This is a genomic window from Marisediminitalea sp. (assembly GCF_984433645.1).
Genome location: NZ_CFIDRX010000022.1, coordinates 1 through 13,162, shown reverse-complemented (window position 1 = coordinate 13,162; position 13,162 = coordinate 1). Strand labels below are relative to the sequence as shown.

The window sequence follows — 13,162 nt, the reverse complement described above, 5'->3', positions numbered from 1 at the left end:
ATCTTTTAAAGTAAACTTATTTGTTGCAATAAATAACGTTAACTGGTCAAATTGGTCCAATAAGTAAAACTAAGCGAAAATTCTTTTGCACCCAATACGACTGAATAGAACAATTAGGACCACATTGGTCGTGCTCATTTTTATATGCTGCGCGCTGGTTGGTTTTATTCAGAATTTTCAGTCTTCACCGGCAATTCCGCCTCAAACAGCCAGCCAACTCTCGTGCGAAACGCCGCTTTCAGGTAATAAGGAAACGTTCAATGTGTACTTAACCGAGAGTTCCATTGCAGAAATGGCGCTGCCATTATTGTGTGGCAATAAAGTAGTTCAGCGTCAGTTTGGTAATGTAAATATCACGATTGGCCGCAATGACTTTGACACATTCCGGTATATCAACCATGGGGTACCGGAACTTACACTGGTAAAAAGTAACGTAGTACTGGCGTTTGGTGCCGACCAGATTTATCACTATGACGATATAGCAGCACATCCCGACTACAGTGCCTATTTTATTGCATTAAGGGAAAAACCCCGCCTTAATAAAGAGTACCTGCTGGGAAAACGCATCGGTATTCTCGACTACCCCAGCAGCCGCTCCGGCCACATTGTGCCTAAAACCATTCTGCAGCAGTTGGGATTGAACGACAGCAACATAAAGCTGTTCTACTATAACTCGCATCAGGAGCTAAGAGGCGCCTTGCTGGCAGGCGAAGTTGATATTATTTCCAGCTACTGGGGCAAGGGAGACGAAGAGATCTTATCCCGCAATTATATTACGTCGCTGGAAAATAGTGTGCCGGGCATGCGCTGGTATTTAAAAATGCAAACCCGTAACACGGATTTGCGATGTGCTCTACAACAGGTCATTGCTGATATTTCGGCGAATCACCCAAGAAAGTACTATCACGATGTCGAGCTGATAGGGGACTGTACTGCATCATGAGAGCCTATAACCTAACCGCAGAAGACGGGTTTAAAGCAGCCGCGTTATTTATCTTCCTGTTTCTGGTCTTTCAGCTAGGGGCATTTCTTGGGCAGGCATCGGCCAGACTTTACTCGGAACATGAAACCATCGACAGGCTGCAAAGCAGAATCAGCCTGGATTTACAGTTCCTCGATGTGGGTAACAGCACATTGAATACTCCACCCAATCAATACACATTGAAGGATTATCTGAACAGGTTGAATAAAGCCCTGGCCGAACCGGAGACAGGTATTGGCCTGGTTTCAATTCAATCGGTGAGTGCAGATAACACCGCCGCTGATTTTGCGAACGCCAGGTTAACCCCCATTACCTTGCAAAACTCTGAACAAACAGTACAAATTCAGGTCGCGTCGTTACCTTTATACCGCTACCTCGCTTTTAGCCCGTTGGCCTTTTTTGCGGCGGCGATCATGGTTCCGGTGTTGATGAACATCAGACCCACGCGCAGAGCGCCAAAAGCTGAGCCGGTTGCTATAGAAGAACCCAAAGTCGCGCTCGTGCCTAAACTCGTTATCAATTTGAACGACAAAACCATAGGCAACAGCATTAATGCCGTCACTGTGCAACTTCAAAACAAACCATTGTGCTTTTACACCGCGCTGCTGCATTATTGCATCGATAACCCCGACGCATTATTGCTTCACCACAAAGATATTCCGCCAGAATTAACCAATCAGGCAAACAAAGCGTTTGGCAGGCTGATGGATCTTGGTCACACGAAGCGTAAACGACCTGACTTTAATGCGAATTTAGACAAAACCCTCAGTGAAATTCGCGCTGCACTGGATGAAGTGTTTGCAGGGTACAGTGAGGAAAAAGCAAAATACTACCCGCCACGCGCACAGGGTGAAGGCTCTCGCTCCAAGCAGCATTCCTACGCGCTTCCACGTCTTTATGCACATGAAATCGAAGTGATTGGCGACTAGTCCCACTACTACTGATTTGACAACCATCGTATACAGCCTCAACTGACTGCAGTTAAATTAAGCAGTTTTCAAGTTGTGTGAACAGTGATAACCTGAACAAATGGTCAGCTTTTTATAGCTCGACAGAAAGTGGTGAATCAGCGATATTAAGGGTAAACTAGCCGATTATGTTGACATAAATATAATCTGGCCGGTCCTGGCACCCCACTCCCCATCTGGGCAGTAGCCGAAAAACCAGCATGTTTTCAATTACTAATAAACGACAGTAACTACAATGCAACAACCTTTAATCATTGCTATTTCTGGTGCTTCAGGCTCTGGAAAGTCATTATTCACAGAAAATCTCATTAACGCGTTTTCGGAACAAGGCCGTCCGGTACAGATTTTACGCGAAGATCATTATTATCGCGCGCAAGATCATTTGGCGATGGAAGAGCGCGAAAAGAACAATTACGACCATCCCAATGCGTTTGAGCACGAGTTGCTGAAAGCGCACCTGCGCGCACTGCGCAATGGTGAACCGATTGACTACCCGAACTACTGTTTCAAAACCCACACCAGACTGCCAAAAACCAAGCGTTTACAGCCAGCACCAGTCATTATTCTTGAAGGCATTATGTTGCTGGCGCGGCCAGAATTACTGCCGTTATACGACGTAAAAATCTTTATTGATACCCCATTGGACATTTGTCTGATGCGTCGCATGATGCGAGACATTAAAGAGCGTGGCAGAAGCATTGAATCCGTCGCCAAGCAATACGAAGCAACCGTGAAGCCTATGTATCATCAGTTTATTGAGCCCAGCCGCTTCACGGCCGACGTCGTGGTAACTCAAGGCGGTAAAAACCAAATCGCTTTGGATGTCATCAAGTCTCACATCCAGCAAGCACTTCTGTAAGGGAATACACATGATCAGTTTATTGGGCGTCGCCCTGTTGTTAGCCATTGCTTTTGCGTTCTCCAGCAACCGCCGCTCGATAAATTGGCGCACTGTTGGCGGTGCTTTTGCCATTCAAGCCATTATTGGTGCGTTTATTCTGTATTTTGAGCCAGGCATTCAACTGTTGCTTAAAACAACCGTGTTTGTTCAAAACATCATTGATTACAGTCAGGACGGCATTAACTTCGTATTTGGTCCGATTGGCGACAAATCACTGGGCTTCATTTTTGCGTTTAACGTGTTGCCCGTCATTATCTTCTTCTCTTCGTTAATTGCCGTGCTCTATCACCTGAAAATCATGAGCTGGATCATCCGAATTATTGGTGGTGCACTGCAAAAAGCCCTGAATACCAGCCGCCCTGAGTCCATGTCAGCCGCGGCAAACATCTTCGTTGGTCAAACCGAAGCGCCGTTAGTCGTTCGTCCTTTCATACCAACAATGACCCGTTCTGAGCTGTTCGCTATTATGGTGGGTGGCCTTGCTTCAATTGCAGGCTCGGTAATGGCCGGATACGCCGGCATGGGCGTAGAATTGAAGTACCTGCTGGCCGCGAGTTTTATGGCGGCCCCGGGCGGATTGCTGATGGCCAAAATCATGCAACCCGAAACGGAAACCCCGAATAATGAATTAACCGAATCCCAGGAACAGGAAAACCACTACGCCAACGTGTTTGATGCTGCTGCAAGCGGCGCTGCGTCGGGGTTGCAACTGGCATTAAATGTAGGCGCTATGCTGCTGGCCTTTGTTGCCTTAATCGCCATGCTGAACGGTGTTATTGGTTGGGCAGGGGAATTATTTGGTATCGAGTCACTTACCATTCAACAAATTCTCGGCTTTATTCTGCAGCCTCTGGCCTGGGCACTTGGCGTGCCGTGGGCTGAAGCACAGGCAGCAGGTAGCTTTATCGGTCAGAAACTGGTCGTAAACGAATTTATTGCATACCTGGACTTTATTGACGCCAAAGAAGCCCTGTCGCCACTGAGCCAGGCCATTATTACCTTTGCTCTGTGTGGATTTGCAAATTTATCGTCTATCGCCATATTAATGGGCGGTATTGGTGCTATGGCCCCAACTCGACGTAAAGAAATTGCGCAACTCGGTCTGAAAGCGGTTCTGGCTGCAACCTTATCTAACCTGATGAGTGCAGCACTGGCTGGTTTTTACTTGTCGTTGTAAAAACCCTCAGACTTGATTTGTGTCAACAGGAGGGCATTGCCGCCCTCCCCGGCCGTTTTATAATGCGGCTGTAAAAAATAACGATAGGAAGACAGAATGAATTTAGTCGCCGTTGATTACCAGGCAGATAACGCTGCGGAGTTATTTGCCAAATCATTACACGAGACCGGATTTGGTGTACTTAAAAACCACCCCATCGAGCAACATGTTGTTACCGATATTTATAAAACCTGGCAGACGTTTTTTGATAGCGAAGCTAAGTTTGAGTACGAATACAACAAAGGCACGCAGGATGGTTATTTCCCACAATCTGTGTCTGAAGTTGCCAAAGGCTTCACTAAGAAAGATATTAAAGAATACTTTCACTATTATCCCTGGGGTATATGCCCGCCGGATCTAAAAGCTCAGCTTGCGGATTACTACGAAAAAGCCACTAATTTGGCCTCTGAATTACTGAGCTGGGTAGAAGCGCACGCGCCTGATGACGTAAAGGCTAACTTTAGCCAGCCGTTGCCAAATATGATCAAAGACAGTGGTCAGACGCTGTTACGCGTACTGCACTACCCGCCTCTGAAAGGCGAAGAAGAGCCGGATGCCATCCGCGCTGCTGCACATGGCGATATTAATTTGCTAACAGTATTACCAGCAGCTAACGAACCCGGTTTGCAAGTTCAGCGTAAGGACGGTTCCTGGATGGACGTACCTTGTGATTTCGGTACGCTGATCGTGAACATTGGTGACATGTTGCAAGAAGCCAGCGGCGGATATTATCCATCGACGATCCACCGCGTGATCAACCCTGAAGGTGCCGATATGACACGTTCACGGATTTCGCTTCCACTGTTCCTTCACCCACGCCCGGACGTGGTGCTGTCGGAGCGATATACTGCAGAATCTTACTTGCAGGAACGTCTGCGTGAGCTAGGCGTAATCTAAACTGCCTTATATCTGCAGGCTAATCAGTATGATTGGCCTGCAGTTCTTTACCACATAACCCATCCAGCCCCTTCAGAAATCGCCAGGACGCATCAACAACCCGGCCGTAAAATCCTTCGTTAATTCTGGACGCCGTATCTCTGGGCGTGTGATAGTAATTGTGCCTGCCGACACCAAGAAACAAAAATGGTATGCCCCGCTCAGCAAACACGGCATGATCACTGACTTTGGTGCGATCACCTTTAACAGGGTAACGACCAACGCGGTAGCCCGCATCAGTGTTGATCATGGGTAAAGAGGTATCCGTTTCAATCTGGCTTGTGAGGTCTTCGAATGCCGGATGGCTTTTCACTCCACTCACCAACAGGTCATGACGCCCTCCAGGCTGTGACAACATATCTAAGTTCAGATTACCGAACAGGCGGTAGCTCTCAAGCACGCCTGTATTGGCAAAGGCCTTTGCCCCCAGCAGCCCATGTTCTTCAGCATCTGTTGCTAAAAACATCACGTTGCATTGCATGCTATTCTTTGTTGTTCGCAACGCCAGTTCCAACATGGCAGATACGCCACTTGCGTTATCGTCTGCACCGTTGAAAATTCGGCGACCTTTCCTACCCAGATGGTCATAGTGGGCAGTAACCAATATATATGGCGCGTCAGCATGTGAGTAAGCGCTAACAACATTTATTCCATGAACCAGATTTTTCCGTCTGCCCGGCTCTGAAAAAGTCTGCCTGAAGCTCTCCAGCCCCTTCAGAGGCGTTAGCGTCAACTGGGCAAAGCGCTGCTCAATATAAGCGCGTGCCCGTTCGGCACCTACGGTACCCGTGCGGCGCCCCTCTAAATCATCGGACGCCAAATAATGCACATCCGTAATCCATTGCTCGGATTCAATGGCATAGCAGTTCAGCGTAAACAGTAGAGTTAATAACAACGTACTACACAGCCGCATAGCGTTTAGTAGTCATCCTGAAGTGTGGTTATTCCCGACAAAACAGCGAGCTTGGCAGTGTAGCGTTCACGGTCAACATCTTGCCTTGCGTGGTTTTTTGCTCGCTGCAGATACTGTTCAGCATCTTCGAGCAAACCTCGCATGTAAGCCGTTTTACTCAGCGCAGACAAAACAAGGTGATTTTGCCTGTCTAAACGATACGCTCTGCGATAATGCGTATGGGCCTCGTTAATTTTCCCTCTGTCGTAGGCCTCATCGCCCAGAATCAAGTGATAGTAAGGATTACTCTCCCGTTGCCTCCTCACCTCATCTTCTAAAGCAGCCGCATGCACAAACTTGCCTTGATACCGATACAGCACAGCCAGGTTTTCTTTTGCCGTTAAATCATCAGGGACGTTGTGAATCGCACGTAAATAGGACTCTTCGGCCGCGTCATACTTGTTATTCATGCGATACAACACGCCAAGATTTACCCACGCTTGATCTAACAGAGGCTGCACTTCCAGGGACTTTGCAAGGTAAGCAAACCCAACTTCATGCGCCCCCTCAATAATCGCCATAGCCGCTTTGTTGTTGTAGTACATAGCGATAACATCATTGAGCTGAATGATCTTGCTATCGAATTTTTGCGACACCATGCGGCGGTCGAAATCGACGACCCTGCTATTGATAGTTTTCCCCATGTGAACATCGGTGATGGTGACATTAATATGGCCATTGAGAATGCTATAGCCTTGTTTTCTCGACCAGTATTCGGGAATTTCAACTACATTAAGCGATGCTGAAAAACCCGCTTCCTTTGCCAACGCATAGGCCATCAGGGTTAATGATAAGCAATTGGCACGACGTAAAAAGAAGGTGTCGGACACCGAATAATTTGCATCAGTAAAATAATCGATGCCCTGCTGACCGTGCTGGAAAATGGCTTCAATGAAATTATCTAACCGATCGCGAGGATCGTTTGACCACTCTGCTTTAACAGATTGAATGAAGGCGTGCGCCTCATCTGAGACATGCATGATGTCTTCCGGCGATTCCACCGATATCAAACGGGCTCCAGGAAACTTATTCCAGTAAACAGGGAAGTCCTGATTGGCAGTAACTGCAGACCTGGAAGCACACCCGGATACCATTACACAAATGCATACAAATACTAGTCGTAGAATTGGGCTCATACGCGTCTCACCTAGCTGTAACACGTCTTATAAAATTAGCACAATTTACATAAAATTAACACTTTGAGAACAATTTACTCCGTTGCTTTTCGATCGGAATCTCTTATGCTTGTATTGATTACAAAACAATCAAACACCTACGACGAGCGGCAAAAGGAACAGGCAACATGAAACGGGTTGTGTTTAATCAAAAGGGCGGGGTTGGGAAGTCTACCATCAGCACAAATCTTGCCGCGGAAAGCGCCCGTCGAGGCCTTAAAACGCTGCTAGTTGACCTGGATGCGCAGGGAAACTCAACGCATTATGCAGGCGTGGATATTTCCGACGACACCCTAACCGTTGCGGATATGTTCAAACAAATTGTGGGCTGGTTCAGTAAGCCCCAGCCAGCTACCGCATTTGTGCAGCCAACTGCGTTTGACAATTTATTTGTTTTGCCCGCCGATCCGGCTCTGGCAACCATAGAACGCGAGCTGGAATCACGATATAAAATGTTCAAGTTGCGCGAAACCCTCGATGCGTTAAGTAAGGACTTTGACCGCATTTATATTGATACGCCCCCTAACTTTAATTTTTATTCCAAAGCGGCCCTGATTGCAGCAGATGCCTTTCTGGTTCCTTTCGACTGTGACCATTTCTCAGCCCAGGCTATCGAGCGGTTATTGGACAATGTGATGGAGATAAAAGACGATCACAATCAGGCCTTAGATTTTGCCGGCGTGGTCATTAACCAGTACAACCCTCAGGCAAAACTGCCTTCAGCACTCATAGGCGAGTTGGAAGAAAAAGGCCTGCCGCTCTTTGACACCCGCCTTAGCAGCTCGGTGAAAGTAAAAGAGTCACATTCGGCGCGCATGCCGCTGCCGTTTTTTATGCCCAGCCATAAAGTCACTAAGCAATTAATGGCACTTTACGAAGAGGTTGAAGGCGAGTAGCGCTTATTGGTGAGCGTTGCCTGTTCTTCCCTTGGTCGCGCTTACCCAGACAGGTTTGTTCGAGCGTCTTACAACACATCCCACACCAGGGTTACACCGAGTCCGATAAAAATGAGCCCTACCAGCTGCTCCTGTCTGACCGCTATGGCCGGACTCTTTGCCATCCAAAGCCCTAATTGATGTGACAGTTGCACTACCAGCAAGTCACAACACAAAGCGATGGCGCTAAACATAAGACCAAGAACCAGCAAGTCGTTTACCAGCACATCCCCTGAGGCTTGTGTAAACTGCGGCAAGAAAGCAATAAAGAAAAGGGCTGTCTTGGGGTTACTTAGCTCCACCAGCAAACTGCGCTTTACTATTGCGCCGGTTGAAGCATGCACGGGCTTGCGTAAATGCGGCGCTTTGGCGTAACGCAGTGCGCTCACCCCAAGAAAAATCAAATATGCAGCCCCCAATACCTTGATCAATGTGAACAATACCGGCACATAAAATATTAATGCCGCCAATCCAAATGCGGTGCCTATCGCATAGCTGGAAGACCCAACAGCCATGCCTAGCGCCGCGGCAGTGCCGCCGGGTTTACCGGAGCCCAGCGTGCATGCCATGATGTACAAATTAGACGGTCCGGGCGACAGACTAATCATGAGTGTCGCAACAAAGAAGGTAAGAAAAGTGTCGTAAGTTAAGGTAATCACAGTGCCGCTTTGAGAAAAAATTAGAATGTTGGTTAAGGTTTCCGGATGACAAGTTTAGATTTATCGTTACGCGATAGTGTATAGTTTTCACGTGTTTTTGTCTCAAACTATACCTGCCTGGTTCTCACGTCATTGTAAAGCGTGAAGCAAAGGCGCAGGCTTTTTTATCAGGACTGTTTCATGTTTACTCTGTACCAATACCTTCATTGCCCTTACTGTGTTCGCGCTGACATGGTTGCCAATTACTCCGGACTCCCTCACAAGAAGGTGTTGCTGCTCAATGATGACGAAAAAACCTGTGTGGATTTAGTGGGTGTAAAGATGGTGCCTATTCTTCAGACGGAAGACGGGCACGCAATGGGCGAAAGTCTGGATATCGTCGCAAAAATACTCTCAATGGCCCCTCCAGAAAAGCAACTTCTGCCCAAAACGACGGCCGACCAGATCACCGGTTTCATCAGTCAGTTCAGTAGTGCGATCAATCATTTGTTATTCCCGAGAAATGTAATGATTACTCAACCCGAATTTGAGACAGAAGGTGCCCGGGCATATTTTCAGAAAAAGAAAGAAAAGATGCTGGGCGTTTCATTTGACGACGCGTTTACTAGTTCTGATACGTATCTTAAAGACGTAAATACCATGCTGGCAGACATGCCACAGCTACCACTGCCCTCAGCGCGAAATAATCAGCTAGGCTGGGACGACATCTATATCTTCCCGACTATCAGAAACCTTACCATGGTGAAGGGTCTGGTATGGCCGGCCCCTGTAAAACTATATGTGTCGGAAGTTGCCGCACTTTGCAACATTCATCTTTATGATGGACAAGCGGTTTAGCTCGCGAATTCAACTCCGAAGTGCACCATTGTTCTAGACTGGCGGTAGGGCTCATTACACCCTTTGACGCGTTTTTTACGCCTACCGCCTGAAAGTACTAAATTAACCATGCATTACGGCTCAGATTGTTCGCCCGACATAGTCCGTAGCCGTTCTCGCTCATACTCTTCGTAACTCGTTTCATAGCGCTTCATACAGGCTTCCTGCTGTTGAGGTAATTCTTGCTGGCAGGCATGCTGTCGATTTTGCATTACGCCCTGGTAAAGTTGCTTATTCGAACACCCAATTAAACCCAAACCCATTAAAAGTACTGCGATTTTTTGTCGCTTCATGGCACTTATCCCTTGTTAACGCTGCAAATTAGCGAAAGTTGTTACATTGACTATACTTCATTTCGTAATACTTACAACGCGTAGGCAGCGGTTCGACCTATACACTAAACGGAGAGATTATGTTCTGGTTGAAGCGACTGACTATTATACAAATGACCCTGCTTGCCACCGGTTTACTTGGGGTATTCTGTGTCACCCTTACCGCATTTGTATTACTCGACGATATTCAAAAGCTGCGTCACACTAATATTGAACGACGACTGGTAACCCTGGTAGATGCCGTTGAAAAAATTGCCCACCAACACGCTGTAGAGCGCGGATTAACAGCGGGTTTTCTGGGCGCTAAAACCGAAGCCGCAAAAGCCAAAGTAGATAAACAGCGTGAAGCCGCCGATTTGGCCGTCACAACCATACAACGTCTTGCCAATGATGAATGGCCTGATGAACTTGATGTAAAGCGCAAGCTCAACGGTCTGTTTAAGCTACTTCAGGAAAAAGCCGCGATTAGAAATGAAGTGGATGCCCTTAACGGCAAACGTGCCTTTGCATACTATAGCTATGTGAATAAGGTGGCCCTGGATACCGCCAATCTGCTGTTGCTGGGCATATCAAATCGAGACGTATCCGGCACCATTTCTCACGCGTTAACGCTCGCCTGGTTAAAAGAGCGTCTTGGTCAACTCAGAGGAAAAGTGAATGGTGTATTAGCCCGCCAGTCTGTAAATAGCCAAACGTTGCTTGAGCTGGATATGTATTTTGACGGCATTACTCACTTAAGTAACACCTTAGAAGATGCGCTTAATGACAACGCTCTTTCAGAGTTCAGGCAAATCAATCAGTCTGCTGGTATGCAGTCAATCCGCAGCGTTTACGAGGCGTTACAAACTGGTAGCCCTGATTTCACGCAGCTCCCGACGTCATCTGAATGGTTTGCCACGGCTACGTCTCAAATAGGAAAAGTAAAAAGCCAGCTTGATAACAACTGGCAAACTGCCCAGCAACAATCTGAAGAGAAGGCCGCAGCAACCGAACTTCATTTAACTACGATAGCTGTCATTGCGTTAGTAGCGCTGATTTGTGCTGCGATTGTGATAACAACGCTGCTGCACACTTTGCGCTCGCAACTGGTGCGTCTTACCCGCAGTTTGAACAGTGTTGCCCGGGAGGGCGATCTGACCATCGACGTGTCGCTGCCTTCAGCAAACGAACTTGGCAGTATCGCTGGCGCCATGAATCATACACTTCAGGCCATACGCGACCTGATTACGGGTTTAGCACAATCGGTTCAAGCCAGTACCCGACTGGGTGACCAGGTAAATCGCTCAGTGACAACCATTAATGAAGAGTCTGAAGTGACCCAACAGCGCGCCGTAAATATTGCTGCCGCAATAGAACAAATGACTGAAACAAGTAAAGAAATCGCACGGTCGGCTATTGATACACTGGAAGCCAGCAGAAACCTCGACTCGCTGGCAGATGAAGCCATGCATGCGAATCAGTCTATTCAAAGCTCCATCTCCTCACTCACTGAGCAAATGGCAGTCATGGAGTCGGAAGCTAAAAACATGGGTGAGCAACTGACTGAAATCAGCAGTATTCTCGACACCATTAATTCTCTATCAGATCAAACTAACCTGCTAGCGTTAAATGCCGCTATAGAGGCAGCGCGAGCCGGAGAGCACGGCAGAGGGTTCGCGGTTGTAGCAGACGAAGTCAGACAGCTGGCCAATGCCAGCCGCAATTCATCAGATAAAATATCCTCGCTACTCGATTCTCTGCAACAAGTCAGCCTGAATGTAATCCGCGGCATTACCAAAAGCGCTGATGGCGCTAGAGCTTCTTTAGAATTAACCAATCAGGGCGAAGTAACGGCCGAGAAAGTGAAAGCCAGTGCCAGCCAGTTAGAAAACCAGGCCAATTCCATGTCAGCCGCCGCTGAGGAACAATCCATGACGTCAGAGCAAATAGCGTCAGATGTAGTGAGCGTTCAGGAAGCCGCTACAGAAGAAGTAAAAGTAGCGGAAGATTTACAAAGGGTGACGTTGGACTTGCAAGCGAACAACGCCGTGCTGGCGAAAACCATGGAGAACTTTCGTTACCAGTAAGCCCAACTCAACAGGCTTAGCAGTCGTCAGTTACAACGGTAATTGTACAGTCGGGTGTACCAAAGGAATCATAAATAACATAACAACCTTGATTCGTTGGTACGCCAGAGGATGGGACCGTGTAACCAATTAAGGTGTACTGATTGTCAACGCGTGTAGAAATATCGCCATTTAAGCCGTTTTGCATGAAGTCCAGCATTTCCATTTGGCCGCCGAGTTCAGCCTGACTTTCCGGGCACAAATTGCGAAAGTCAACTTCCGATGTTCCAAAACCAAAGTCAACCACATATGCGGTTTGGCCACCATTGGGATTGGTCGATACCGGCCGCAAGCCTGTCACTCTGGCCTTCGCCTGAGCAAGCGATACCGTCGATTTCATCTGACTGGCAATAGCATTTATTGACGCAACTCGCGCATCACTGCCAAAATCTAAAAACCGCGGCGCAGCCACAACAGCCAGGATACCGAGGATAACAATCACTATAATAAGCTCGATTAATGTAAAACCTTGTTGAACCGCACGTTGATGCATATCTGCTACCTACTTAGAAAACTTGAACATTGCTCACTAACTATTACACAGTTTTTATCCTATCACGAATAAACACTGCGCTAACGGCCGAATTATTAACAATAAGTTTATAACTTTACGCGCCAGAAGGTATAGAGGGACATTTTTTTCGGCTCATTTTCCAAAATACCCACAGAAGTGAAACTATTGTATCGGTAGGAGCTGAATATTCTCATCACTAGGAAATGGAGATATTCACTGTAGGGGTGAAGACGCGCGTTTTATGCGAAGCTCCGCTTCGCGCGCGACTGAACGACGAAAATCTGTGATTTTCGGCTGGAATAGTCAGCCGTGTCAGCAATTCCGCTGACTGAAACATTAAAAAGGGATTATTTAAAACTTAGAAAGGAATGGTGCCTAGGGGCGGGTGAAGACGCGCGTTTTATGCGAAGCTCCGCTTCGCGCGCGGCTGAACGACGAAAATCTGTGATTTTCGGCTGGAATAGTCCGCCGTGTCAGAAATTCTGCCGACTGAAACATTAAAAAGGGATTTTTTAAAACTTAGAAAGGAATGGTGCCCAGGGGCGGACTTGAACCGCCACGCCCTTGCGAGCACTAGCACCTGAAGCTAGCGTGTCTACCAATTTCACCAC

13 protein-coding genes and 1 tRNA gene are annotated in these 13,162 nt (G+C 47.4%); 8 read left to right on the top strand and 6 right to left on the bottom strand.

The features are described from left to right. Positions 1-130 precede the first annotated feature (130 nt). The 5 genes from AC4MRN_RS04975 (at position 131) to AC4MRN_RS04955 (ending at position 4,964) form a co-directional block, all read left to right on the top strand. Complete coding sequence (locus AC4MRN_RS04975; RefSeq protein WP_491202662.1) at positions 131-943, top strand: type 2 periplasmic-binding domain-containing protein; 813 nt, start codon at positions 131-133, stop codon at positions 941-943. Then, positions 940-1,911: a hypothetical protein gene (locus AC4MRN_RS04970; protein WP_491202661.1), complete on the top strand. Its 972-nt coding sequence runs from the start codon at positions 940-942 to the stop codon at positions 1,909-1,911. Before AC4MRN_RS04975 ends, AC4MRN_RS04970 begins: the two co-directional genes overlap by 4 nt. Positions 1,912-2,185: 274 nt before the next feature. Beyond that, positions 2,186-2,809 carry a uridine kinase gene (gene udk, locus AC4MRN_RS04965; protein WP_073325143.1) on the top strand — a complete coding sequence of 208 codons (624 nt, stop codon included), beginning with the start codon at positions 2,186-2,188 and terminating at the stop codon, positions 2,807-2,809. A gap of 10 nt (positions 2,810-2,819) precedes the next feature. Next, positions 2,820-4,028, top strand: a complete 1,209-nt coding sequence (locus AC4MRN_RS04960; protein ID WP_073325142.1) for a NupC/NupG family nucleoside CNT transporter — start codon at positions 2,820-2,822, stop codon at positions 4,026-4,028. Positions 4,029-4,124: 96 nt separating this feature from the next. Further along, the gene (locus tag AC4MRN_RS04955) at positions 4,125-4,964 is read left to right on the top strand and encodes an isopenicillin N synthase family dioxygenase (RefSeq protein ID WP_073325141.1); all 840 of its coding nucleotides are present in this window, start codon (positions 4,125-4,127) and stop codon (positions 4,962-4,964) included. A gap of 19 nt (positions 4,965-4,983) precedes the next feature. Here the strand turns inward: AC4MRN_RS04955 and AC4MRN_RS04950 are convergent, their stop codons facing one another. Beyond that, positions 4,984-5,916 carry a M28 family peptidase gene (locus AC4MRN_RS04950; protein WP_491202660.1) on the bottom strand — a complete coding sequence of 311 codons (933 nt, stop codon included), beginning with the start codon at positions 5,914-5,916 and terminating at the stop codon, positions 4,984-4,986. Positions 5,917-5,921: 5 nt separating this feature from the next. Further along, a complete protein-coding gene (locus tag AC4MRN_RS04945; RefSeq protein WP_073325139.1) occupies positions 5,922-7,091 on the bottom strand; it encodes a tetratricopeptide repeat protein in 1,170 nt (389 codons plus the stop codon). 167 nt (positions 7,092-7,258) lie between these two features. On the opposite strand from AC4MRN_RS04945, the gene AC4MRN_RS04940 reads away from it, so the two are divergent. Then, positions 7,259-8,026: a ParA family protein gene (locus AC4MRN_RS04940; protein WP_491202659.1), complete on the top strand. Its 768-nt coding sequence runs from the start codon at positions 7,259-7,261 to the stop codon at positions 8,024-8,026. A gap of 68 nt (positions 8,027-8,094) precedes the next feature. Here the strand turns inward: AC4MRN_RS04940 and AC4MRN_RS04935 are convergent, their stop codons facing one another. Further along, positions 8,095-8,724 carry a LysE family translocator gene (locus AC4MRN_RS04935; protein ID WP_491202658.1) on the bottom strand — a complete coding sequence of 210 codons (630 nt, stop codon included), beginning with the start codon at positions 8,722-8,724 and terminating at the stop codon, positions 8,095-8,097. Between the two features lie 180 nt (positions 8,725-8,904). On the opposite strand from AC4MRN_RS04935, the gene grxB reads away from it, so the two are divergent. Next, positions 8,905-9,561, top strand: coding sequence for a glutaredoxin 2 (grxB, locus tag AC4MRN_RS04930; protein ID WP_491202657.1), 657 nt, complete (start codon positions 8,905-8,907; stop codon positions 9,559-9,561). A 113-nt stretch (positions 9,562-9,674) separates the two neighbouring features. On the opposite strand, the gene AC4MRN_RS04925 is transcribed toward grxB, so the two are convergent. Beyond that, entirely contained in the window at positions 9,675-9,893 is a 219-nt protein-coding gene (locus AC4MRN_RS04925; RefSeq protein ID WP_073325136.1) for a hypothetical protein, read from the bottom strand. Positions 9,894-10,012: 119 nt separating this feature from the next. Here AC4MRN_RS04925 and AC4MRN_RS04920 point away from each other — a divergent pair, with 119 nt between their 5' ends. Next, entirely contained in the window at positions 10,013-11,998 is a 1,986-nt protein-coding gene (locus tag AC4MRN_RS04920; RefSeq protein WP_491202656.1) for a methyl-accepting chemotaxis protein, read from the top strand. 16 nt (positions 11,999-12,014) lie between these two features. Here the strand turns inward: AC4MRN_RS04920 and AC4MRN_RS04915 are convergent, their stop codons facing one another. Further along, positions 12,015-12,530: a prepilin-type N-terminal cleavage/methylation domain-containing protein gene (locus AC4MRN_RS04915; RefSeq protein WP_491202655.1), complete on the bottom strand. Its 516-nt coding sequence runs from the start codon at positions 12,528-12,530 to the stop codon at positions 12,015-12,017. Positions 12,531-13,081: 551 nt separating this feature from the next. Continuing rightward, positions 13,082-13,162 (bottom strand) — tRNA-Leu (locus AC4MRN_RS04910).